This is a genomic window from Aquabacterium sp. T101, assembly GCF_057219775.1.
Map to the genome: position 1 here is coordinate 91,650 of NZ_JBXVVZ010000003.1, position 21,303 is coordinate 112,952.

At 72.3% G+C, this 21,303-nt stretch carries 21 protein-coding genes and 1 riboswitch; of the genes, 9 read left to right on the forward strand and 12 right to left on the reverse strand.

Features of this window, described 5'->3' with window-relative positions; translation table 11 throughout:
* Positions 1-10 precede the first annotated feature (10 nt).
* Both AC2EAQ_RS10230 and AC2EAQ_RS10235 read left to right on the forward strand, forming a co-directional pair.
* Positions 11-787: a metallophosphoesterase gene (locus AC2EAQ_RS10230; RefSeq protein WP_484643005.1), complete on the forward strand. Its 777-nt coding sequence runs from the start codon at positions 11-13 to the stop codon at positions 785-787.
* A gap of 74 nt (positions 788-861) precedes the next feature.
* Positions 862-1,284, forward strand: coding sequence for a universal stress protein (locus AC2EAQ_RS10235; RefSeq protein WP_484643011.1), 423 nt, complete (start codon positions 862-864; stop codon positions 1,282-1,284).
* Between the two features lie 12 nt (positions 1,285-1,296).
* Here AC2EAQ_RS10235 and AC2EAQ_RS10240 read toward each other — a convergent pair whose 3' ends face one another.
* The 5 genes from AC2EAQ_RS10240 to AC2EAQ_RS10260 form a co-directional block, all read right to left on the reverse strand.
* Positions 1,297-1,908 carry a TetR/AcrR family transcriptional regulator gene (locus tag AC2EAQ_RS10240; RefSeq protein ID WP_484643013.1) on the reverse strand — a complete coding sequence of 204 codons (612 nt, stop codon included), beginning with the start codon at positions 1,906-1,908 and terminating at the stop codon, positions 1,297-1,299.
* 35 nt (positions 1,909-1,943) lie between these two features.
* Positions 1,944-2,135 (reverse strand): hypothetical protein, encoded by a 192-nt coding sequence (locus AC2EAQ_RS10245; RefSeq protein ID WP_484643016.1) that lies wholly within the window; start codon positions 2,133-2,135, stop codon positions 1,944-1,946.
* Between the two features lie 139 nt (positions 2,136-2,274).
* Positions 2,275-2,952, reverse strand: coding sequence for a YecA/YgfB family protein (locus AC2EAQ_RS10250; protein WP_484643018.1), 678 nt, complete (start codon positions 2,950-2,952; stop codon positions 2,275-2,277).
* A 216-nt stretch (positions 2,953-3,168) separates the two neighbouring features.
* Positions 3,169-5,100, reverse strand: a complete 1,932-nt coding sequence (locus tag AC2EAQ_RS10255; protein WP_484643020.1) for a PhoX family protein — start codon at positions 5,098-5,100, stop codon at positions 3,169-3,171.
* A 49-nt stretch (positions 5,101-5,149) separates the two neighbouring features.
* The gene (locus AC2EAQ_RS10260; RefSeq protein ID WP_484643024.1) at positions 5,150-7,045 is read right to left on the reverse strand and encodes a PhoX family protein; all 1,896 of its coding nucleotides are present in this window, start codon (positions 7,043-7,045) and stop codon (positions 5,150-5,152) included.
* Positions 7,046-7,121: 76 nt separating this feature from the next.
* On the opposite strand from AC2EAQ_RS10260, the gene AC2EAQ_RS10265 reads away from it, so the two are divergent.
* Positions 7,122-7,886: an SDR family oxidoreductase gene (locus AC2EAQ_RS10265; RefSeq protein ID WP_484643026.1), complete on the forward strand. Its 765-nt coding sequence runs from the start codon at positions 7,122-7,124 to the stop codon at positions 7,884-7,886.
* Positions 7,887-8,027: 141 nt separating this feature from the next.
* Here the strand turns inward: AC2EAQ_RS10265 and AC2EAQ_RS10270 are convergent, their stop codons facing one another.
* Positions 8,028-8,999 carry a septal ring lytic transglycosylase RlpA family protein gene (locus tag AC2EAQ_RS10270; protein ID WP_484643028.1) on the reverse strand — a complete coding sequence of 324 codons (972 nt, stop codon included), beginning with the start codon at positions 8,997-8,999 and terminating at the stop codon, positions 8,028-8,030.
* A gap of 37 nt (positions 9,000-9,036) precedes the next feature.
* Here AC2EAQ_RS10270 and AC2EAQ_RS10275 point away from each other — a divergent pair, with 37 nt between their 5' ends.
* Positions 9,037-9,642 (forward strand): M15 family metallopeptidase, encoded by a 606-nt coding sequence (locus AC2EAQ_RS10275; protein ID WP_484643030.1) that lies wholly within the window; start codon positions 9,037-9,039, stop codon positions 9,640-9,642.
* Positions 9,643-9,667: 25 nt separating this feature from the next.
* On the opposite strand, the gene AC2EAQ_RS10280 is transcribed toward AC2EAQ_RS10275, so the two are convergent.
* Positions 9,668-11,119 carry a M20 family metallopeptidase gene (locus AC2EAQ_RS10280; RefSeq protein WP_484643032.1) on the reverse strand — a complete coding sequence of 484 codons (1,452 nt, stop codon included), beginning with the start codon at positions 11,117-11,119 and terminating at the stop codon, positions 9,668-9,670.
* 93 nt (positions 11,120-11,212) lie between these two features.
* Here AC2EAQ_RS10280 and AC2EAQ_RS10285 point away from each other — a divergent pair, with 93 nt between their 5' ends.
* Entirely contained in the window at positions 11,213-12,409 is a 1,197-nt protein-coding gene (locus AC2EAQ_RS10285; RefSeq protein ID WP_484643034.1) for a tetratricopeptide repeat protein, read from the forward strand.
* Between the two features lie 19 nt (positions 12,410-12,428).
* Here the strand turns inward: AC2EAQ_RS10285 and metW are convergent, their stop codons facing one another.
* From metW to metX, 3 genes are read right to left on the reverse strand one after another with little or no spacing between them, the layout of a single operon-like run.
* Complete coding sequence (gene metW / locus AC2EAQ_RS10290) at positions 12,429-13,013, reverse strand: methionine biosynthesis protein MetW (protein WP_484643036.1); 585 nt, start codon at positions 13,011-13,013, stop codon at positions 12,429-12,431.
* 10 nt (positions 13,014-13,023) lie between these two features.
* Positions 13,024-13,542, reverse strand: a complete 519-nt coding sequence (locus AC2EAQ_RS10295; RefSeq protein ID WP_484643039.1) for a hypothetical protein — start codon at positions 13,540-13,542, stop codon at positions 13,024-13,026.
* Complete coding sequence (gene metX, locus AC2EAQ_RS10300; protein ID WP_484643042.1) at positions 13,539-14,684, reverse strand: homoserine O-succinyltransferase MetX; 1,146 nt, start codon at positions 14,682-14,684, stop codon at positions 13,539-13,541. The genes AC2EAQ_RS10295 and metX overlap by 4 nt, the downstream gene beginning before the upstream one ends.
* Before the next feature lie 35 nt (positions 14,685-14,719).
* Positions 14,720-14,795: riboswitch (SAM riboswitch) on the reverse strand.
* A 136-nt stretch (positions 14,796-14,931) separates the two neighbouring features.
* Between metX and AC2EAQ_RS10305 the strand changes: the two genes are divergently transcribed.
* Positions 14,932-16,578 carry an FMN-binding glutamate synthase family protein gene (locus AC2EAQ_RS10305; protein ID WP_484643044.1) on the forward strand — a complete coding sequence of 549 codons (1,647 nt, stop codon included), beginning with the start codon at positions 14,932-14,934 and terminating at the stop codon, positions 16,576-16,578.
* Positions 16,579-16,715: 137 nt separating this feature from the next.
* The gene (locus AC2EAQ_RS10310; protein ID WP_484643046.1) at positions 16,716-17,384 is read left to right on the forward strand and encodes a transcriptional regulator; all 669 of its coding nucleotides are present in this window, start codon (positions 16,716-16,718) and stop codon (positions 17,382-17,384) included.
* Positions 17,385-17,683: 299 nt separating this feature from the next.
* On the opposite strand, the gene AC2EAQ_RS10315 is transcribed toward AC2EAQ_RS10310, so the two are convergent.
* On the reverse strand, positions 17,684-18,295 hold the full coding sequence (locus tag AC2EAQ_RS10315; protein WP_484643048.1) for a glutathione S-transferase family protein: 612 nt from the start codon (positions 18,293-18,295) through the stop codon (positions 17,684-17,686).
* A 47-nt stretch (positions 18,296-18,342) separates the two neighbouring features.
* Positions 18,343-18,987, reverse strand: coding sequence for a uracil phosphoribosyltransferase (gene upp, locus AC2EAQ_RS10320; protein WP_484643049.1), 645 nt, complete (start codon positions 18,985-18,987; stop codon positions 18,343-18,345).
* Positions 18,988-19,082: 95 nt separating this feature from the next.
* Here upp and purB point away from each other — a divergent pair, with 95 nt between their 5' ends.
* Positions 19,083-20,474 carry an adenylosuccinate lyase gene (gene purB / locus AC2EAQ_RS10325; RefSeq protein ID WP_484643051.1) on the forward strand — a complete coding sequence of 464 codons (1,392 nt, stop codon included), beginning with the start codon at positions 19,083-19,085 and terminating at the stop codon, positions 20,472-20,474.
* Positions 20,471-21,295, forward strand: a complete 825-nt coding sequence (pyrF, locus tag AC2EAQ_RS10330; protein WP_484643053.1) for an orotidine-5'-phosphate decarboxylase — start codon at positions 20,471-20,473, stop codon at positions 21,293-21,295. Before purB ends, pyrF begins: the two co-directional genes overlap by 4 nt.
* Positions 21,296-21,303: the final 8 nt, after the last annotated feature.

Consider the following 21,303-nt stretch of genomic DNA (forward strand, 5'->3'; position numbering starts at 1 on the left):
CGAAGGCCCGATGAAGATCCAGCTGCTGTCCGACCTGCACCTCGAGACCGAGGCGTTCGACGCGCAGCCGCATCCGCAGGCCGACCTGCTGGTGCTGGCGGGCGACATCGACAGCACCTGGGACGGCCTTTCGCGCTTTGCCGGCTGGCCGGTGCCGGTGCTGATGGTGGCGGGCAACCACGAGTTCGACGGCCGCGAGCTGGACGACGCCTGGCCCGCGCTGGGCGCGCGCTGCGCGGCGCTGGGCATCCGCCTGATCGAGCGCGATGCGGTGGTGCTGGCCGCGCCGGACGGCCGCCGCGTGCGCTTCGTCGGCACGGTGCGCTGGAGCGACTTCGACGTGTTCGGGCCGTCGCGCCAGGCCGCGGCGCTGCGCGCGGGCAGCTACTTCCAGCGCGTGATGGGCGCCACGCTGGGCGGCGCGCCGTTCGACGCCGACGCGGTGCGGCGCGAGGCGCTGGCCTGCAGGGCGTGGCTGCGCGGCGCGCTGGCCGAGCCCGCGCAGGGGCGCTGGGACCTCACCGTGGCCATCACCCACTTCGCGCCGAGCCTGAAGAGCGCCGACCCGCGCTACGGCCACCAGAACGGCACGGCGAGCTTCTGCAATGCCGACGACGACCTGCTGCCCGGCGCGGTGCTGTGGCTGCACGGGCACCTGCACTGCCGCCACGACTACACGGTGGCGCATGGCGACGGCCGCCGCACGCGAATCGTCTGCGCGGCGAGGGGTCTTGCCGACAAGGGCGAAGCCGACGGCTACGATCCCGGCCGACTGATCGAGGTGTGATCGAGCCTTGATCGAGCGCAGCCGCGCGGCGACGCGGCCTGCCACACTGGACCGACACCAACAGGAGACCGACGATGAAGATCCTCGTGGCCGTGGACGGCAGCCCTTTCACCAAGCGCATGCTGGCCTATGTCGCCGCCCACGACGAGTGGCTCGGCGACCACCACGCCTACACCGTGCTCACCGTGGTGCCGCCGGTGCCGGCGCGCGCGGCGGCCGTGCTGTCCAAGGACGTGCTGGCCGGCTACTACCAGGACGAGGCCGACAAGGTGTTCAAGCCGATCCGCGCGTTCTTCGCCAAGCAGGGCCTGAAGGCCGACTTCGTGGCCAAGACCGGCCACGCCGCCGACGTCATCGCGTCGATGGCCGACAAGGGCAAGTACGACCTCGCCATGCTCGGCTCGCACGGCCATGGCGCCCTGGGCAATCTGGTCCTGGGCTCGGTGGCCACCAAGGTGGTGGCGCAGTCCAGCGTGCCGGTGCTGCTGGTGCGCTGACCGCCCGGGCGGTCAGCGGCTGGCCAGGCCCTCGAAGCAGGTGGACAGCACCACGTCCACCACCTGTTCGTCGCTGAGCGAGCCGCCCGCGCGCAGGAAGGCCAGCACCGGGTCGCAGGCGCGCGCGTACAGCGTGTAGAGCACCGCCTCGGGCGGCAGCTGCGGGTTGATCTCGCCGGCGGCCTGCGCCGCGGTGATCCACGTGCCCAGGCGCTCGCTGACCGTGACCACGCGGTCCAGGTAGCCGCGGTGCTGCATCAGCGCGGTGCGCAGCGTGGAGTTCTGCGACGGCAGCGACGGCATCTCGCCGGCGAGCTGTGTCTGCATCATCCAGCGCACCACGGCGCGAAGGTGATCGCCGGGCGACACGTTGCGCGAGGCTTCCTGGTCCAGGAACGCCAGCGCGCGGTCGAGCAGGCTCACCATCGCGGCGGCGGCCAGCTCCTCCTTGGACGGGAAGTGCTTGTAGAGGCTGGCCTTGGCAATGCCGACGTCGGCGGCCACCTCGTCCACGGTCATCGCCTCGAAGCCCTTTTCGGCGAGGAAGCGGTTGACCGACGCGACGATCGCGTCCTCGCGGGCGCGGAGCACCTGCTCTCGGAAGGAACGGCGTACTGCTGTCATCGTGGGCGCCAGTGTAGTGGCGCGGGGCCGGGAGGTCAGGACCGGGGGTCGGCGTCCGGGTCGAAGTCGTCGAGATTCGGCCAGCCGGGGCGCGGAGCGTGCTCCGGCCGCTCCGGGGCCAGGCTGCATTCCATGCCGAAGGCCGTGCCCATGTCGGCGGCATCGAGATCGTCGTCGTCGGGCGGCGGGGCGACGTGCTTCTGGGGCGGGCGGAACGGGCGGATCATGGCGGCGGTCCTGGCGGCACCCTGCATGGGCGGGCCATTGCAGTGTGTGCCCCGCGACGGTGCGGCGAACGGCAGAAATGCACGGCGATTGCCGCGCTGTTCGGCGGTCGGCCCCTCGGCCGTGGGGGGCGGTCGAGCGTCAGCGGCGCGGCGGCCGGCCGGGCCGCCGCGCCGCGCCCCCGCGTCCCGGGCCGCCCGCCGGCGCCGCGCGGGGCCGGGTCACGTCGGCCAGCAGCAGGGAGCAGCGCACCAGGTCCTCCACCGCGTCGGCCACGCTTTCGGGCGGGTCGATGTCGGCCATCGCCTCCAGCAGCTCGTCGGCGTCCTCGAGGTCGTCCGGGTCGAAGTGGGCGTACAGCGTGGCCAGCGGCTCGCGTGCGGCGTCGTCGGCGGCGCGCAGCACGCCGGGGAACAGGTCCATCGCGGCGGCGAAGCCGCCCACCCAGGGCAGCACCACCTCCGACGGGTTCACGCCGTCGTCGGCCGACTCGGGCTCGAGGTCGAACACCCACGGGTCGAACCAGCGCCGGCCGGCCACCGCGCGCTCCAGCTCGGCGTGGCGGCGCAGCACCAGGGCGTGCAGCTCGTCCAGCGCCGGGCCCGGCGGCGCGGGCCGGGCGTCCAGATCGGTCACGTGCGGCAGCCAGCGCGACGGGGGCACCGGCTGCGGCTGCAGCACCACGCCGGCCAGGAAGCCGTCGAGCGCGCTCACGTCCAGCGGCTCGAGCGGCGGGGGCAGGGCGTCGAGCAGGTCCTCGAGCCGCGCGATGTCGCGCTCGCCCAGGGGCCGTGCAGGGGGGGACGAAGTCGCGTGCATGGCCCGATTGTGGACGGGCGCCGGGCGGGCAGAGGGCAGACGGCGCGCGACCATGAACGTGGGATGCCCCCGGCGGCGCGACCGCCCTAGAGTGCACCGGTGCCGCAGCGAGAGTGCGGCTCCGTTCCCAACGACGTCCTTTTGCGAGGACTTTCCAGCGCCCGCCCGGCAACGAGCGGGCGTTTCTTTTTGCCGGCCCGCCCGTGCCGCGGCGCCTCAGGTGCCGATCACGCCGCCGTCGGCCTTGCGCACCACCACCGTGGCCGAGCGCGGCCGCCCGCCGGGCTTGTAGTCGGGCCAGTTGCTGAACTTGGCCGGCTCGGCCGGGTCGCTGCGGTCGGACGGCGTCTCGCCCGGGTGCTGCACGTTGATGAACACGGTGCGGCCGTCGGGCGTCCAGGTGACGCCGGTGATCTCGCAGTTGGTGGGGCCGGTGAGGAAGCGCCGCGTCTGCCCGGTGCGCGGGTCGCAGGCCAGCATCTGGTTGTTGCCGATGTTGCGGAACTCGCCCTTGTACATCTGCGTGGCGTGGGCGTCGGTCTGGATCCACAGCACGCCGCGCGCGTCGAAGGCGATGCCGTCGGGGCAGCCGTAGATGTCGCCCTGGATGTTGCCCTTGGCCTCGGCGCGCTCGTTGGCCGGGTCGCCGGCCAGCACGAGGTGGTTCCACTTGAAGGTGGTGGCGTCGAAGTCGCGGTCCTCCTGCCAGCGAATGATCTGTCCCATCGTGTTGTTGGCGCGCGGGTTGGCCGCGTCGACGCCGGGGAAGTTGGGCTGGCCGCGGCTGCTGTTGTTGGTGAGCGTGCAGTAGACCCAGCCGTTGAGCGGGTCGATCGCCAGCCACTCCGGGCGGTCCATCTTGGTGGCGCCGAGGATGTCTGCCGCCTGGCGCGACTTGATCAGCACCTCGCCCTGGTCGGCGAAGCCGTTGGCCGCGGTCAGCGGGCCCTGGCCGTGCACCATCGGGATCCACTGGCCGGTGCCGTCGGCACCGAAGCGCGCCACGTACAGCGTGCCGTGGTCGAGCAGCGTGGCATTGGGCTTGGCGCCGCCGGGCTGGATGCGGTCGCGGCTGACGAACTTGTAGATGTACTCGAAGCGCGCGTCCTCGCCCGAGTAGACGACGGCGCGGCCGTCCTTGGTGACCGCGACCCAGGCGCCCTCGTGCGCGGCGCGGCCGAGCGCGGTGCGCTTGACCGGCGTGGAGGTCGGGTCGTAGGGGTCCACCTCGACCACCCAGCCCTGGCGGTTGGGCTCGTTGGGGTTCTTCACCGCGTCGAAGCGCTCGTCGTGCTCGTGCCAGCGGTAGCCCCAGCCACCCTTGCGCATGCCCCAGCGGCGCTCGTGCGGCGACAGGTTGTCACCGCCACTGAAGTAGCCCATCCAGTTCTCCTCGCCGGACAGGTAGGTGCCCCAGGGCGTCTTGCTGGAGGCGCAGTTGTTCAGCGTGCCCAGCGCCAGCCGGCCCGCCGGGTCGGCGGCGGTCTTCATCATCGCGTGGCCGGCGCACGGCCCGCCGATGGCGAACGGCGTGTTGCCGGTGAAGCGGCGCGCGTAGCGGCTGGGCCGCACCATCTGCCAGGCGCCGTCCTTCTGCTCGACCTCGATCACCGACAGTCCGTGCGCGGCCTGCGACTTGCGCACCTTCTCGGCGCTCCAGTTGGCCAGCCCGCCGCTGTGCAGCAGGCCGTCGTCGGTGTACTCGTGGTTCATCGCGAGCAGGCCGCGCGTGCTGCTGCCCTGCAGCGGGAAGTACTCGATGCCGTCGTGGTGCATGCCCATCTGCACCTCCTGGTCGGCGGCGCTGTGCGAGCCGTCGCCGCGCCAGGCCGGCATGTTGCCGGGCACGCCGATCGGCTCGCCCCAGGCCGCGATGACGCTGGCGATGTAGCCCTCGGGCACGACCAGCTTGTCGCCCACGCCGGGCGGGATGCCCTTGAAGCCGATGCTCGGCTCGATCGGCCGGCCCGCGCTGCGCACCGGGGCCGGGCCGGCGCAACCGGCCACCAGCGGGCCATACAGCGCGGCGGCGGCCAGGCCGAGCGAGCCGCGCAGCACGGTGCGCCGGGCCGGGTCGCTCACGTCGTGGATGCTGGGGTTGGAGGAGCGGTTGCTGTCCTCCATCGAGTCGAAGTCCTTGGTCGGCATGGTGTCTCCGCGGGAAGTTGCCGCGCGGATTCTGCGCCGACCCGGCGCCTCAGGTACCGATCACGCCCCCATCGTTTCTACGAATCACGACCGTGGCCGAGCGCGGGCGGCCGGCCGGATCGAAGTCCGGCCAGTTCGACACCTTGCGCGGATCGGCCGGGTCGTTGCGCTCCGAAGGGGTCTCGCCGGGATGCTGGATGTTGACGAACATCGTGCGGCCGTCCGGCGTGGCGGTCGCTCCGGTCACCTCGCAGCCCGCCGGGCCGGTGAGGAAGCGACGGATCTCGCCCGTGCGCGGGTCGGCCGCCAGCATCATGTTGTAGCCCAGGCCCTTGAGGTCGCCCTTGCCCATGGCCGACGTGCTCATGTCGGTCTGGATCCAGAGCACCCCGCGCGCGTCGGTCCACAGGCCGTCCGGGCAGGCGAAGGCGTCGCCCTTGACGTTGCCCTTGGCGTCGGCGCGCTCGTTGGCCGGGTCGCCCGCCAGCACGAAGTGGTTCCACTCGAAGGTCTGGCCGTCGAAGTCGCCGGCGTCCTTCCAGCGGATGATGTGGCCCATCGTGTTGTTGGCACGCGGATTGGCCGGGTCGACGCCCGGGCTCCGGCCGTCGCCGCGGTTGCTGTTGTTGGTGAGCGTGCAGTACACCCAGCCCTGCTTGTCGACGTCGATCCACTCCGGGCGGTCCATCTTGGTGGCACCGAGCAGATCGCTCGCCTGACGCGACTTGATCACCACCTCGCCCTGGTCGGCGAAGCCGTTGGCGGCGGTCAGCGGTCCCTGGCCGTGGGTCAGCGCGATCCAGCGCCCCTTGCCGTCGGCGTCGAACTTCGCGACGTACAGGGTGCCGTGGTCCAGCAGCTCGGCGTTGGCGCGGGCGCCGCCGGGCTTGACGCGGTCGCGGCTGACGAACTTGTAGATGTACTCGAAGCGCGCGTCCTCGCCCATGTAGACGACCGCGCGGCCGTCCTTCGTCAGGGCGGTGGTGGCGCCCTCGTGCGCGGCGCGGCCCAGGGCCGTGCGCTTGACCGGCGTGCTGCTGGCGTCGCTGGGGTCGATTTCCACCACCCAGCCGAAGCGGTTGGGCTCGTTCGGATGCTTCACCGCGTCGAAGCGCTCGTCGTGCTCGTGCCAGCGGTAGCCCCAGCCGCCCTTGCGCAGGCCCCAGCGCTGCTCGTGCGGCGTCAGGGTGTCGCCGCCACTGAAGTAGCCGATGAAGTTCTCCTCGCAGGTGAGGTAGGTGCCCCAGGGCGTGATGCCGCTGCCGCAGTTGTTCAGCGTGCCCAGGGGCCGCATGCCGCGCGGGTCGGCCGCGGTGCGCAGCATCGCGTGGCCGGCGGCGGGGCCGCCGAAGGTCATCGGTGTGTTGCCGGTGATGCGTCGCGCCCAGGGCGACGGCCGCACGATGCTCCAGCGGCCGTCCTTCTGCTCGACCTCGATCACCGACACGCCGTGCGCGGCCTGCGACTTGCGCACCTTCTCCCGCGTCCAGGTCTTCATGCCGTCGGTGTGCAGCAGGCCGTCGTCGGTGTACTCGTGGTTCATCACGAGCAGACCGGAGGTCGAGCCGTTCTGGGGGAAGAAATGGATGCCGTCGTGGTGCATGCCGACCTGGGCTTCCTGCTCTGCGGCGGTGTTGCCGGCGTCGAACCTGAAGGCCGGGTTCGCGCCCGACAGGCCCACCGGTTCGCCCCAGGCCGCGATCACCTGGGCCATGTAGCCCTCGGGGACGGTGATCTTGTCGGCCGTGGACACGGGCACGCTCTTGAAGCCCAGCAGCGGGCCGCTGCCCATGCTGGCGCAACCGGCCAGCGGCGCCAGCAGGCCGGCCGCCGCCATGCCCAGGCCACCTCGAAGCACCGTGCGCCGCGCGGGGTTGCTGATGTCGTGGATGCTGGGGTTGGAGGAGCGGTTGCTGTCCTCCATCGAGGAGAAGTCCTTGGCCATGGTCGCAGTCGGAGTGGAGACAAACGCCCAGTCTGCGAAGCGGCGATGACAGCCGTGCGACAACTATGATGACCCCATGAACACCGAGTCGTCCTCCGGCCGCACCGTCCTCGTCACCGGCGCGTCGCGCGGCATCGGCGCCGCCGCGGCCCTGGCCTGCGCCCGCGCCGGCTGGGACGTGGCGGTGAACTTCACGCGCGACGCTGCCGCGGCCGAGCGGGTGGTGCAGCAGGTGCGCGCGCTGGGCCGCCAGGCGCTGGCGCTGCAGGCCGACGTGGCCGACGAGCCGGCGGTGCTGGCGATGTTCGCCCGCATCGACGCCGAGCTGCCGCTGCTGCGCGGCCTGGTCAACAACGCCGGTGTGGTGGACGTGCAGGCGCGCGTGGACCAGACCTCGCTGGCGCGGCTGCAGCGCATGTTCGCGATCAACGTGTTCGGCAGCTTCGTCTGCGCGCGCGAGGCAGTGCGGCGCATGAGCACGAAGCACGGCGGCCCCGGTGGCGCCATCGTCAACCTGTCCAGCGTGGCGGCCCGGCTCGGCGGGCCGGGCTGGTACGTCGACTACGCCGCCAGCAAGGGTGCGATCGACACCTTCACCGTCGGCCTGGCGCGCGAAGTGGCGCTGGAGGGCATCCGCGTCAACGGCGTGCGCCCGGGCATCATCGACACCGACATCCACGCCTCGGGCGGCCAGCCCGACCGTGCGCACCAGAGCGCCGCGCTGATCCCGATGCAGCGGCCGGGCACCGCCGACGAGGTGGCCGCGGGCATCGTCTGGCTGCTGTCGGACGAGTCGCGTTACGCCACGGGCACGATCATCGACATTTCCGGGGGGAGGTGACGTCCCCCCCCGTTGCGCCTTCGGCGCTCCCCCCCAGGGGGGCGAAGCCTGCGGGCCGGCGGAGCCGGTCCCGCGGCTTCCGCTGGTGGGCGGCAGATGCGTGCCCATAGGGCGGCATCGTCGCGATCCATCAGCGTTCGACTATCGGCGGTCCACCACCAACGGGGTCAGCAGCAGCTGGGCGCGCACGCGGTCGGCGATGCGCTGGGCTTCCTCGCGGGTGGCGAAGGGGCCGGCTTGCACGCGGTGCAGGGCGGTGTCGTTGACCACGGAGAGCAGCGGCGCGAGGCCGTCGACGCGGTCGGCGGCCTGCTGCTGCAGTTGCGTGGCGCCGGTGCGGTCGCGGTAGGCGCCAAGCTGGACCCAGAAGCCGCGGCCGGTGTCGGCGGTGGCGCGCGGCGCCTCGGTGCGTGATGTGGCGGCGTCGGCCGTGATCGGCGGCGGCGCGGAGGGCCGGGTCGCGGGCGGCACGGGCGTGGCCGGAGCGACGGGCTCGGGCGGGCCGCCGTCGCCGTCGATCACGGGCACGACGGGCGGCATGGGCTGGGCGGCTGCCGAGGGCTCGCGCCAGGTGCCGCGGGCGATCTGCTCCGGCGTGATGCGCTCCACCCGCACCGGCACCACGCCGCCCAGCGTGCCGAGCTTCAGCGCCGCGGTGTAGGACAGGTCGATGATGCGGCCGCGCACGAAGGGCCCGCGGTCGTTGATGCGCACGATCACCGAGCGGCCGTTGGCCGGGTTGGTGACGCGCGCATAGCTCGGGATCGGCAGCGTCTTGTGCGCGGCCGTCATCGCGTACATGTCGTAGGGCTCGCCGTTGGCGGTGGGGCGGCCGTGGAACTTGCGGCCGTACCACGACGCCAGGCCGTCCTCGGCATAGCGCGCCTGCGGGCGCAGCGGCGTGTAGGCCTGGCCGAACACCTCGTAGGGCTTGTTGGGCCCGCCTTCGCGGATCGTCTCCAGCCGCGGCACGGCGTCGGGCACCTGCATCAGGTTCGGTGGCGGGCGCTCCTCCGGGCCGTCCTCACCCGGCCGCGGGCCGGGCGCGCGGCTGGCGCAGCCGGCCAGGGCCACCGCCACGCACATCACCAAGCCGGCGCGCCAGGGGATCATGGGCCGCAAGGGTAGCAGTGGCTACCATCGGCGGCCCATGCGTATCGAGGACCTTGCGAAACCGGCTGCAACGGCCTTCCGCCGTCTCGAGTCCATTGCCGGCCTGGTGGTGGACCTGCGCTACGCCACCGCGAACAACTTCGACGGCCGCGTGCTCTACCAGGGCTTCGACTGCGGCTGGCTGCGCCACGAGGCCTGCGCCGGGCTGGAGCGGTCCGTCGCCTGGCTGGCGCGGCAGCGGCCCGGCTGGCGCCTCGTGGTGCTGGACGCGCTGCGGCCGCAGCGGGTGCAGGAGGCGATCTGGCGCGACGTGGCCGGCACGCCGGCGGCGCTGTACTTCGCCGACCCGGCGCGCGGCTCGATCCACAGCTACGGCATGGCGGTGGACGTGACCCTGCGCGACGCGCAGGGCCGCGAACTCGACATGGGCAGCGGCTTCGACGAGATGACGCTGCGCTCGCACCCGTCACTCGAAGCGCAGCAGCTCGCCGAAGGCGCGATCACGGCAGAGCACATTGCCGCACGCGAAGTGCTGCGCGGCGCCATGGCCGCCGGCGGCTTCGAGGGCATCCCCACCGAGTGGTGGCACTTCAACCACGGCAACCCCGACCGCATCCGCCGCGAACTGGAGCGGGTGGACTAGCGGGCGCCGAAGGCGCAACGGGGGATCAAGGCGCCTTCGCCATCACCTGGGCCACGCTGGCGGTGAGCCGCTTGCCGTAGGGCACGTGCAGGAACTCGTTCGGGCCATGCGCATTGCTCTTCGGGCCGAGCACGCCGCACACCATCATCTGCGCCTGCGGGAAGCCCTTGGCCAGCATGTTCATCAGCGGGATCGTGCCGCCCTGGCCGATGAAGCCCACCGGCGCGCCGAACTGCGTGTTCGACGCCTCGTCCAGCGCGGCGTGCAGCCAGGGCGACAGCTCCGGCGCGCTCCAGCCGGTGGCGCCGAGCTGGCCGGCGCGGCCGTCCGGATGGAAGGTCACCTTGGCGTTGTAGGGCGCGTTGTCCTCCAGCAGCTGCTTGAGCCGCGTCGACGCCTCGTGCGCGTCCACCAGCGGCGGCAGGCGCAGGCTGAGCTTGAACGCGGTGTACGGGCGCAGCACGTTGCCCGCGCTGGACAGTTCCGGGAAGCCGTCGACGCCGGTGACGCTGAGCGTGGGCTTCCAGGTGCGGTTGAGCAGCGCCTGCGCCGGGTCGGTGGTGGTGGGCAGCGCCAGCGCGCCGTCCGCGCCGCAGGCCCAGGGGAAGCGCTTGTAGACCTCGTCCTTCAGGATCGCCGCGCTGGCCTGCGCCTCGCGGATGCGGTTGGCCGGCACCTGGCAGTGGAAGCTCTCGGGCAGCAGTTCGCCGGTGCGGCTGTCCTCCAGCCGGTCGAGCACCTGCCGCATGATCCGGAACGACGACGGCACCAGACCGCTCGCGTCGCCGGAGTGCACGCCCTCGGTGAGGATCTCCACCTTGAGCACGCCGCTGACCATGCCGCGCAGGCTGGTCGTGAGCCAGAGCTGGTCGTAGTTGCCGGCGCCGGAGTCCAGGCACACCACGAGCCCCACGTTGCCCAGGCGCGGGCGCAGCGCGTCGAGGTAGTGCGGGAGGTCGAACGAGCCGCTTTCCTCGCAGGTCTCGATCAGGCCGACGCAGCGCGGGCGCGGCACGCCCTGCGCGTCCAGCGCCATGATCGCGGCCAGCGACGCGTAGACGGCGTAGCCGTCGTCGGCGCCGCCGCGGCCGTAGAGCTTGCCGTCCTCGTATTTGGGCGTCCACGGGCCGAGGTCGTTGCGCCAGCCGTTGAACTCGGGCTGCTTGTCGAGGTGGCCGTACAGCAGCACGGTGTCGGTGGAACCGGGCCGCGTGGCCGGCACCTCGAACAGGATCACCGGCGTGCGCCCTTCCAGCCGCACCACCTCGAGCTTCAGGCCCGTCAGCTTGCGCTGCTCGACCCAGGTGGCGGCGTCGCGCACCACGCGGTCGACATAGCCGTTGCGGGCCCAGTCGGCGTCGAACATCGGGCTCTTGGCGGGCACCTCGATATAGCGGTGCAGCGCGGGCACGATCTCGTCGTCCCAGATGCGGTCGGTGAACGTGGACAGCCGGGCGGTGTCGGCGGGTGTGGTCATGGCGGCGCTCCGCTGCCTTGCAGGCCGGGTGGAAATGGCGCCAGTGTAGAAGCGGGGCTTGGAACGCGGGGCGCGGCGGCCTACGATGCGCCCGTGATCGCCCGCCTGCGCCCGACTCTCGTGCCCGCGGCCCTGGCCGTGGCCGCCGCGCTGCTGCTGGCCGGCTGCGCGACGGTGGCGCCCGAGCCAGCGCCGCTGTCGCTGTTCGAGGACGCCGCGTTCGGTGCACCGACCCAGGCGCCCGATGTTCAGGCGGTGTTCGCGCTGAGCCCGGCGATGCGCCGCTACCTGGAGCACGATATCGCGGCGCTGCTGCACCGGCACGGGCCGCAGCGCGGCCTGGTCGAGGCGCTGCATGCGCAGGCCCAGCTGCGCATCGAGTACGACGCCGAGTTCACGCGCACCGCCGCGCAGGCGTTCGACGAGCGCGCCGGCAACTGCCTGTCGCTGGTGGTCATGAGCGCCGCCCTGGCGCGCCATCTCAACCTGCCCGTCACCTTCCAGGTGCTGGTGGGGCACGAGAGCTGGAGCCGAAGCGGCGACCTGTCCTTCGTCAACGGCCACGTCAACATCACCGTGGCGCAGCGCCTGGTCGACCGTGTGGGCTACTACGGCACCGACCCGCTGCTGCGCGTGGAGTTCGGCGGCATCGGCGCCGGCCGCGGGCAGGCGTTGCGCACCGTTGGCGAGGCCACCATCCTGGCCATGTTCATGAACAACCGCGCCGCCGAGCACCTCGTGCGCGGCGCGCTCGACGATGCCTACGCCCACGCGCGCGAGGCGCTGCGCCAGGACCCGTCCTACTCGGCGGCCTACAACACGCTGGGCGTGGTGTACCAGCGGCGCGGGCTGGCGACGGCGGCCGAGCGCGCCTACCGCGCGGCCCTGGTGCGCGACGAGACGAGCAAGCCCGCGCTGCAGAACCTGGCGCGCCTGCTCGACGACGCCGGCCGCGGCGCCGAGGCCGCCCCCTTCCACGAGCGGCTGGCGCGCATCGAGCGCAACCCGCCTTTCGCCCACTTCGACCGCGGCATGGCGGCGGTGCGCGAAGGCCGCTATGCCGCCGCTCGCGACGAGTTCCGGCTCGAGATGAAGCGCGACCCGGACTATCACGAGTTCCACTTCTGGCTCGCGGTGGCGCTGTACGGCCTGGGCGAGACGGGCGCGGCGCGCGAGCACCTCGAAACGGCGATGCGCAACAGCCTCACCGCCCGGGATCACGCGATCTACGCCGGCAAGCTGCGGCGGCTGCAGGCGGCAGTCCCGTCCGGCGGCACCACCGCACAGTGACGCGGACCGGCCGTCGCGCTCAGCGGCGCTCGAACTTGAACACCGCCACGCTGGCCCGGGCATTGGGCCAGAAGCGCACCGGCCGGCCGTCGCGCAGGCCGAAGCTGTCCAGGATCGACAGCCCGTTGCGGCGCGCCAGCACCTCGAAGTCGGCATACGTGCCGACGCGGATGTTGGGCGTGTCGTACCACTCGTAGGGCAGCGCGCGGGTCACCGGCATGCGGCCGCGCGCCACCGACAGGCGGTTGGGCCAGTGGGCGAAGTTCGGAAAGCTCACGATGCCGATGCGGCCCACGCGCGCCGTCTCCTGCAGCATCTTTTCGGCATTGCGCAGGTGCTGCAGCGTGTCGAGCTGCAGCACGACGTCGAAGCTGGCGTCGCCGAACATCGCGAGGCCCTCTTCCAGGTTGAGCTGGATCACGTCGATGCCGCGCGCCAGACTGGCCTGCAGGTTGGCGTCGTCGATCTCGATGCCGTAGCCGGTGCAGCCCTTGTGCTGCACCAGGTGGGCGAGCAGTTCGCCGCGGCCGCAGCCGAGGTCGAGCACGCGGCTGCCCGCCGGCACCAGGTCGGCGATCACGTCGAGGTCGCGCCGCTCGCTCATCGGTGCGGCCCTAGCGGGCGTCCGCGGCCGGCGCGGCCGGGGCGGCGCAGGCGCCGGCCGTGCCCAGGCCCTTGAGGTAGGCGCGGCGCACCGTGCCCGCGGCGATCGCGGCGGCCACCTCGCGCGAGTAGCGCTCCGCCCCCGACAGGCGGCGCACCCAGCCGCGGAAGGGGATCACGCCTTCGGCTGCGTTGCGCAGCGCGTCGCCGGCGCCGCGCTCGATCAGGCTCGGGTTGGCACTGCTCGCGGGGGTGTCGAGGTCGGCGCCGAGCACCGCGTCGAGGGCTCGCACCTCGTCGGCCAGCGCCGCGCAGGAGCGGTCGGCCGGCGCGGCGTAGGGCGCCTTCTGAGCCGCCTTGAGCACCGGCGGGATCTCGGCGCGCACCACGTTCAGGTCCTGCAGCGGCGTCGACGCGGCCTGCCCCACGGCGTCGCCCGCCTTGGCGGCCCCGGAGGACGAGGCGCAGCCCGACACGGCCAGCGCCGCGGCGGCCAGCATCAGGGTGGCGGCGATGGGGAGGCGGTTCATGGGGCGGGGATCTCCGTCGCGATGCGGTCGAAGTAGGTGCGCAGCACGCCGTGGTAGCGCGGGTCGTCGAGCAGGAAGGCGTCGTGGCCGTGCGGCGCGTCGATCTCGGCGTAGCTGACGTGCTGCCGGTTGGTGACCAGGGCCTTGACCAGCTCGCGCGAGCGCGCCGGCGAGAAGCGCCAGTCGGTGGTGAAGCTCACCAGCAGGTACTTCGCCTGCGCGGCGGCGAAGGTGCGCGCGAGGTCGCCGCCATGGGCGGCGGCCGGGTCGAAGTAGTCGAGCGCGCGCGTGATGAGCAGGTAGGTGTTGGCGTCGAAGTAGTCGCTGAACTTGTCGCCCTGGTAGCGCAGGTAGCTCTCGATCTCGAAGTCGACGTCGTAGCCGAAGCTGTAGCCCTTGTCGTCGCCGCCGCGCAGGCGGCGGCCGAACTTGCTGGCCATGACGTCGTCGGACAGGTAGGTGACGTGGCCGATCATGCGCGCGATGCGCAGGCCGCGCCGCGGCACCACGCCGTGGGCGTAGTAGTGGCCGCCGTGGAAGTCGGGGTCGGTGATGATGGCGCGGCGCGCGATCTCGTTGAAGGCGATGTTCTCGGCCGACAGGTTGGGCGCGGTGGCCACGCCGATGCAGTGGCGCACGCGCTCCGGATAGCGCAGCGTCCACGACAGCGCCTGCATGCCGCCCAGGCTTCCGCCCAGCACCGCCGCGAGCTGCCCGATGCCCAGCCGCTCGACCAGCCGGGCCTGGGCGTCGACCCAGTCCTCCACGGTGACCACGGGAAAGTCCGCACCGTAGGGGCGGCCGCCGGCGGCCGGGTCCGGGTTGGCATGCATCGGGCCGGTGGAGCCGAAGCACGAGCCCGGGTTGTTGATGCCGATGACGAAGAAGCGGTCGGTGTCCAGCGGCTTGCCGGGGCCCACGAGGTTGTCCCACCAGCCTTCGCGTCCCTGCGCGTCGAGGCCGGCCACATGGTGCGATGCATTGAGCGCATGGCACACCAGCACCGCGTTGCTGCGATCGGCGTTCAGGCGGCCGTAGGTCTCGTAGGCGAGCTGGTAGTCGAGCAGACGCGCGCCGCTGCGCAGCGGCAGCGGCTCGCTGAAGTGCATCGACTGCGACGTGACCTGACCGACGGAACCCATGAAGCGACGAACCGGCGCCGCGGCGGAGGTGCGGACGCCGGTTCGGCGGGCCCTCTTTAGCGGCATTTGTTGAGCGCCCGCAAGCTGGTGCAAATCGGCGCTGTGGGCGGCAAGTATAGCCAGCGCCCGCGGCGCCGGAAGGGTGCGGCGCGGCCGCCACGACCCCCGGCGCAGCACCATGGCGCCGCGGCCGGCCGGCCCGTACCATCGCCCAGCCCGGCCGCTCCCGAGCCGGCGTGGAGACGGCATGCACGAGTGGCTCAACCGCCTGGACCAGCACTTCCCCGTCCGCTACACCGCCTGGGCGCTGTGCGCCGTGCTCGCGCTGCTGATGGCGTTCTGCTGGGTGGCCTTCGGTTTCGGCGGCGGCTGGGCGCTGCTGTTCCTGGCGCTCACCGGCCTGGGCTGGCGCGACACGCGCCAGGGGCGCCACTCGGTGCTGCGCAACTACCCCGTCATCGGCCACTTCCGCTTCCTGCTGGAGTTTGTGCGGCCGGAGATCCGCCAGTACTTCATCGAGAGCGACCGCGAGGCGGCGCCGTTCTCGCGCCAGCAGCGCTCGCTGGTGTACCAGCGCAGCAAGGGCCAACAGGACAAGCGACCCTTCGGCACCCAGCTCGACGTGCAGGCGCACGGCTACGAGTGGATCAACCACTCGATCGCGCCCACGGTGGTGCCCAGCCACGACTTCCGTGTCACGGTGGGCGGCGTGCTGTGCACCCAGCCCTACGCCATCAGCGTGTTCAACATCTCCGCGATGAGCTTCGGCGCGCTGTCGGCCAACGCGGTGCTGGCCCTCAATGCCGGCGCCAGGCGCGGCAACTTCGCGCACGACACCGGCGAGGGCTCGATCAGCGTGCATCACCGCACCCACGGCGGCGACCTGATCTGGGAGATCGGCTCGGGCTACTTCGGCTGCCGCAACGACGACGGCAGCTTCAGCGAGGAGAAGTTCGCCGCCAATGCGCGCGACCCGCAGGTGAAGATGATCGAGCTGAAGCTGTCGCAGGGCGCCAAGCCCGGCCACGGCGGCGTGCTGCCCGGCGCCAAGGTCACGCCGGAGATCGCCGCGGCGCGCGGCGTGCCGGTGGGCGTGGACTGCATCAGCCCGGCGCGCCACAGCGCCTTCGACACGCCGGTGGAGATGCTGCGCTTCCTCGCGCGGCTGCGCGAGCTGTCGGGCGGCAAGCCCACCGGCTTCAAGCTGTGCATCGGCCATCCGTGGGAGTGGTTCGCGCTGGCCAAGGCGATGATGGAGACGCAGCTGCTGCCGGACTTCATCGTCGTCGACGGCGCCGAGGGCGGCACCGGCGCGGCGCCGCTGGAGTTCACCGACCATGTCGGCGCGCCGCTGCAGGAAGGCCTGCTGCTGGTGCACAACACGCTGGTCGGCCTGAACTTGCGCGATCGCGTGCGCCTGGGCGCCGCGGGCAAGGTGATCAGCGCGTTCGACATCGCGCGGCTGATGGCCATTGGCGCCGACTGGTGCAATGCAGCGCGGGGCTTCATGTTCGCGCTGGGCTGCATCCAGGCCCAGGCCTGCCACACCGGCCACTGCCCCACCGGCGTCACGACGCAGGACCCGCAGCGCCAGAAGGCGCTGGTGGTCACCGACAAGGCCGAGCGCGTGTGGCGCTTCCACCAGAACACGCTGGAGGCGCTGAAGGAGCTGGTGCAGGCCGCCGGCCTGGAGCACCCCGGCCAGATCACCGCCAGCCACATCGTGCGCCGCACCGCCGAGCAGGAGGTGCGGCTGCTGGCCAACCTGCTGCCCTTCGTCGCCCCCGGGGCGCTGATGGCGGCGATGCGCGGCGACGCCGACTGGCCGCACAACGTCTACCGCGTCTACTGGCCGCAGGCCGACAGCGCGAGCTGGAAGGTCGCCACGGCCTGATCGGGGAGCCTCCCTCCCCCGGAGCCGGGGCCCGCGACGGCGGGGGAGCCCCTCGGGCGCGGGGTGGCCGGCGGCGGACCGCTCGGGACAATCGGGTCTCGATCCGTTGTCCCGCCCCGCGCGGCCTGCCGTTCCCGATGTCCACCGTCTTCATCGTCCGCCGTGACGCCCAGCGCAATGCCGCGGCACGCGCCTCGCTCGAAGCCTCGCGCGAGGCCCGCGTCCTGGGCGCGGCGGCCACCCTTTACCGCGCCAGGTCGGAGCTGGCGCGCCTGGACCCGGAGCTGGTGATGGTGGACCTGCGCGTCGAGGACGGCGCGGCGCTGTCGCTGGTCCGCGAGCTGCGCGAGCGCCGAGCCGACCGTCCGCGCGTGCTGCTGGTGGCGGCCGACGCCGCCGACCCGCTGCTGTTCTGCACGCTGGCCGCCGGCGCCGACGCCTACATGCTGGACACCGACATGTCCGTCGCCCCCTCGGTGCTGCAGCGCATGGTGCGCGGTGAGGCCGCGCTGGCGCCGCCGCTGGCGTGGGAGCTGCTGCAGTTCTTCGGCGAGCCGGTCTCGCCCCCGCGCGACGCGTCGCCCGCCGACGACCGCGCGCTCGACTGGCACACGCACGGCAGCAACCCATTGAAGCTCTCGCCCGGCGAGCGCCGCCTGGCGCAACTGGTGGCCCAGGGCGCCCGCCTGCCCGAGGTGGCCGCGGCGATGGCCTTGTCGCTCGAAGCCGTCGGCCGCCGCGTCGGCAACATCTACCGCAAGCTCAGCTGGGACGTCCGTAGCGGGTCATTGATGATGGCGGCGTAGCCGCCATCATCGGACCCCCCCCCGTTGCGCCTTCGGCGCTCCCCCCCAGGGGGGCGACGCCGGCGGGCCGGCGGAGCCGGACCCGCGGCGTCTGCGTGGCAGACTGGCTCTTGCGGGCTGTGTTCCGGTAACCCGCATTTGCTGACGGGCAGCGCCTCAATCGGGCAGCTACCTGGGCAGATCGGTGGCGTGCCATGCGCGGCGAAGCCCGCGCATTCCAGCAGACGCCGCGGGTCCGGCTCCGCCGGCCCGCTGGCGTCGCCCCCCTGGGGGGGAGCGCCGAAGGCGCAACGGGGGGGTTACACCGGCACCGTGTCGATGAAGCTCTGCCGCTGGGCGAGCTTGTCGTGCAGGCGCTTCAGGTTGGGGTGCGGGGTGCGCCAGTCGAGGTCGGCGAAGCGGAAGTCGAGGTAGCCCAGCGCGCAGCCGACGGCGATGTCGGCCAGGGTGAGGTGGATGCCGGCGCAGAAGGGCTTGTCGCCCAGGCCCTTGGACATCGCCACCAGGGCCGAGTCGATCTTGGTCATCTGGCGCTCGATCCACTGCGGGCTGCGCTGCGCGTCGGTGCGGCCGGCCCAGGTCTTCTCGAGGCGGGCCAGGATGGCGGCGTCGAGCAGGCCGTCGGCCAGCGCTTCCCAGGTGCGCACCTCGGCGCGCTCGCGGCCGTTGGACGGGATCAGCCGGCCCACCGGCGACAGCGTGTCCACGTACTCGACGATGACGCGCGAGTCGAACACCGCCTCGCCGCCTTCCATCACGAGGCAGGGCACCTTGCCCAGCGGGTTGGCGTGCAGGATCGCGTCGCTGTTCCAGACGTCCTCGAGCATGAACTGGTAGTCGAGCTTCTTTTCCGCCAGCACGATGCGTACCTTGCGGACGTAGGGGCTGGTGTAGGCGCCGATCAGTTTCATGGGGTCAGGCGTCGTCAGAGCGTGGTGGGGGTCGAATCGATTCTGCCCTACTTGGTGCCGAAGATCCGGTCGCCGGCATCCCCCAACCCGGGCAGGATATAGCCGTGCTCGTTGAGGCAGCGGTCGATCGCGCAGGTGAACAGCGGCACGTCCGGATGCACACCGTGCAGGTGCGCGATGCCCTCCGGCGCGGCCAGCAGGCAGGCCAGCCGGATCGACCGCGGACGCGCGCGCTCCTTGAGCTTCGTCACCGCGGCGGCGGCGGAGTGGCCCGTGGCCAGCATCGGGTCGAGCACGATCACGTCGCGCTCGTCCATGTGGTCGGGCATCTTGAAGTAGTACTCCACCGCGGCCAGCGTGTCGGGGTCGCGGTACAGGCCGATGTGGCCGACGCGGGCGCCGGGCACCACCTCGAGCATGCCGTCCACCAGGCCGAGCCCGGCGCGCAGGATCGGCACCAGCACCGTCTTGCGGCCGTCGATCAGGTGGCCGGTCGTGGTTTCCAGCGGGGTCTCGATCTGCACCGCCTGCGTCGGCATGTCGCGCGTCAGCTCGTAGGCCATCAGCATGCCGATCTCGTTGAGCAGGCGCCGGAATCCGCTGGTGCTGCGGTCCTTCTCGCGCATCAGCGTCAGCTTGTGCCGGATCAGCGGGTGGGTCAGTTCGTGCACGGCGGCGGCAGGAGCGGGCATCGCGGTCTCCGGTGTGATCCCGATCAGGATACGACGCAAGTCGCGGGCCTGCCGCCCTGCGGCGCGCCGGGGCCGGCCACCTACAATCCCGGGTGATGGTTCATTCGACGCTGACCGCCCTGTCTCCGCTGGACGGCCGCTACGCCGCCCGTGTCGCGCCGCTGCGCACCCTGCTGTCCGAATTCGGGCTGATGCACCGTCGGGTGCAGGTGGAGGTGGAGTGGTTCATCGCCCTGTCCGACGCCGGCTTTCCCGAGTTCCGGCCGCTGTCCGAGGCCGCGCGCGGCCTGCTGCGCGGGCTGGTGGTGCGCTTCTCCGAGGCCGATGCCCAGGCCATCAAGGACATCGAGCGCACCACCAACCATGACGTCAAGGCCGTGGAGTACTGGCTCAAGTCGCGCTTCGAGCACAGCCCCGAGCTCAAGGCCGCCGGCGAGTTCGTGCACTTCGCCTGCACCAGCGAGGACATCAACAACACCAGCCATGCGCTGATGCTGCAGGCCGCGCGCACGGACGTGCTGCTGCCGGCGCTGGACGGCCTGGTGGACGCGCTCACCGCGATGGCGCACGCCCAGGCCGCGCAGCCGATGCTGGCGCGCACCCACGGCCAGACCGCCAGCCCCACCACGGTGGGCAAGGAGCTGGCCAACGTGGCCGCCCGTCTGGCGCGCGCGCGCGAGCGCATTGCCGCGGTGCAGCCGATGGCCAAGATGAACGGCGCGGTGGGCAACTACAACGCGCACCTGGCCGCCTACCCGGCCTTCGACTGGGAGGCGTTCTCGCGCCGCGTCGTCGAGGAGCGCCTGGGCCTGACCTTCAACCCGTACACCATCCAGATCGAGCCGCACGACTGGATCGCCGAGCTGTTCGACGCCATCGCGCGCGCCAACACCGTGCTGGTGGACTGGTCGCGCGACGCCTGGGGCTACATCAGCCTGGGCTACTTCCGCCAGAAGACGCGCGAAGGCGAGATCGGCAGCTCGACCATGCCGCACAAGGTCAACCCGATCGACTTCGAGAACGCCGAAGGCAACCTGGGACTGGCCAACGCGCTGCTGTCGCACATGGCGCAGAAGCTGCCGGTCAGCCGCTGGCAGCGCGACCTCACCGATTCCACCGTGCTGCGCAACATGGGCGTGGCCTTCGGCTACTCGGTGCTCGGCTACGACGGCATCGCCAAGGGCATGGCCAAGCTGGAGGTGGATGCCGCCGCGCTGGCGGCCGACCTCGACGCGGCCTGGGAGGTGATGGCCGAGCCGATCCAGACCGTGATGCGCCGCTATGGCGCGGCCAATCCCTACGAGCGGCTGAAGGCGCTGACGCGCGGCCGCGCCATCACGCGCGAGGCGATGCTGGCCTTCATCGACACGCTCACCGAGGTGCCGCTGGCCGAGCGCGAGCGGCTCAAGGCGATGACGCCGGCCAGCTACACCGGCTGCGCCGTCGACCTGGCGCGCCGCTTCACGCCCGCGGGGCGCGACCGATGAACTTCCTCGCCAGCCTGCAGGCCGCGCAGCAGCGCCGCGACTCGCTGCTGTGCGTGGGCCTGGACCCCGAGCCGCAGCGCTTTCCCGAGCCCTGGCGCGGCGACGCGACGCGCATCTTCGACTTCTGCGCCCGCATCGTCGACGCTACCAAGGACCTCGCCTGCGCGTTCAAGCCGCAGATTGCCTACTTCGCCGCGCAGCGCGCCGAGGACCAGCTCGAGCAGCTGATGGCCTACATGCGGCGCGTCGCGCCGGACGTGCCGGTGATCCTCGACGCCAAGCGCGGCGACATCGGCGCCACCGCCGAGCAGTACGCCCGCGAGGCCTTCGTGCGCTACCAGGCCGACGCGGTGACGCTGTCGCCGTACATGGGCTTCGACTCGATCGAGCCCTACCTGCGCTACGACGGCCGTGCGCTGTTCCTGTTGTGCCGCACCTCCAACCCCGGCGCCGCCGACCTGCAGTCGCTGCCGCTGGCCGACGGCGGCCTGCTCTACGAGAAGGTGGCGCGACTGGCCGCCGGCGCCTGGGGTGCCGGCGCCGCCGCGGGCCGGCTCGGCCTGGTCGTGGGCGCCACCGCGCCGGCGGAGATCGCGCGCGTGCGGGAGCTGGCGCCGACACTGCCGCTGCTGGTCCCCGGCGTGGGTGCGCAGGGCGGCGACGCCCATGCCGCGGTGCGCGCCGGCTGGCGCGCCGACGGCGCGGTGATCGTCAATTCGTCGCGTGCCATCCTGTATGCCGGTGCCACGGCCGAGTTCGCGCAGGCCGCGCGCGACGCCGCGCGCGCCACGCGAGAGACCCTGGCCGAGGCGCTGCGCTAGGCGGCCCT

Excerpts from the sequence above, each read along its gene's own strand:
- AC2EAQ_RS10270 (WP_484643028.1), bottom strand. The coding sequence starts at position 8,999 with ATGATCCCCTGGCGCGCCGGCTTGGTGATGTGCGTGGCGGTGGCCCTG.
- purB (WP_484643051.1), top strand. The coding sequence starts at position 19,083 with ATGGTTCATTCGACGCTGACCGCCCTGTCTCCGCTGGACGGCCGCTAC.
- upp (WP_484643049.1), bottom strand. The coding sequence starts at position 18,987 with ATGCCCGCTCCTGCCGCCGCCGTGCACGAACTGACCCACCCGCTGATC.
- metX (WP_484643042.1), bottom strand. The coding sequence starts at position 14,684 with ATGGGTTCCGTCGGTCAGGTCACGTCGCAGTCGATGCACTTCAGCGAG.
- AC2EAQ_RS10305 (WP_484643044.1), top strand. The coding sequence starts at position 14,932 with ATGCACGAGTGGCTCAACCGCCTGGACCAGCACTTCCCCGTCCGCTAC.
- AC2EAQ_RS10235 (WP_484643011.1), top strand. The coding sequence starts at position 862 with ATGAAGATCCTCGTGGCCGTGGACGGCAGCCCTTTCACCAAGCGCATG.
- AC2EAQ_RS10275 (WP_484643030.1), top strand. The coding sequence starts at position 9,037 with ATGCGTATCGAGGACCTTGCGAAACCGGCTGCAACGGCCTTCCGCCGT.
- AC2EAQ_RS10230 (WP_484643005.1), top strand. The coding sequence starts at position 11 with ATGAAGATCCAGCTGCTGTCCGACCTGCACCTCGAGACCGAGGCGTTC.
- metW (WP_484643036.1), bottom strand. The coding sequence starts at position 13,013 with ATGAGCGAGCGGCGCGACCTCGACGTGATCGCCGACCTGGTGCCGGCG.
- AC2EAQ_RS10250 (WP_484643018.1), bottom strand. The coding sequence starts at position 2,952 with ATGCACGCGACTTCGTCCCCCCCTGCACGGCCCCTGGGCGAGCGCGAC.
- AC2EAQ_RS10255 (WP_484643020.1), bottom strand. The coding sequence starts at position 5,100 with ATGCCGACCAAGGACTTCGACTCGATGGAGGACAGCAACCGCTCCTCC.
- AC2EAQ_RS10280 (WP_484643032.1), bottom strand. The coding sequence starts at position 11,119 with ATGACCACACCCGCCGACACCGCCCGGCTGTCCACGTTCACCGACCGC.
- AC2EAQ_RS10310 (WP_484643046.1), top strand. The coding sequence starts at position 16,716 with ATGTCCACCGTCTTCATCGTCCGCCGTGACGCCCAGCGCAATGCCGCG.
- AC2EAQ_RS10260 (WP_484643024.1), bottom strand. The coding sequence starts at position 7,045 with ATGGCCAAGGACTTCTCCTCGATGGAGGACAGCAACCGCTCCTCCAAC.
- AC2EAQ_RS10240 (WP_484643013.1), bottom strand. The coding sequence starts at position 1,908 with ATGACAGCAGTACGCCGTTCCTTCCGAGAGCAGGTGCTCCGCGCCCGC.
- AC2EAQ_RS10295 (WP_484643039.1), bottom strand. The coding sequence starts at position 13,542 with ATGAACCGCCTCCCCATCGCCGCCACCCTGATGCTGGCCGCCGCGGCG.
- pyrF (WP_484643053.1), top strand. The coding sequence starts at position 20,471 with ATGAACTTCCTCGCCAGCCTGCAGGCCGCGCAGCAGCGCCGCGACTCG.
- AC2EAQ_RS10265 (WP_484643026.1), top strand. The coding sequence starts at position 7,122 with ATGAACACCGAGTCGTCCTCCGGCCGCACCGTCCTCGTCACCGGCGCG.
- AC2EAQ_RS10245 (WP_484643016.1), bottom strand. The coding sequence starts at position 2,135 with ATGATCCGCCCGTTCCGCCCGCCCCAGAAGCACGTCGCCCCGCCGCCC.
- AC2EAQ_RS10315 (WP_484643048.1), bottom strand. The coding sequence starts at position 18,295 with ATGAAACTGATCGGCGCCTACACCAGCCCCTACGTCCGCAAGGTACGC.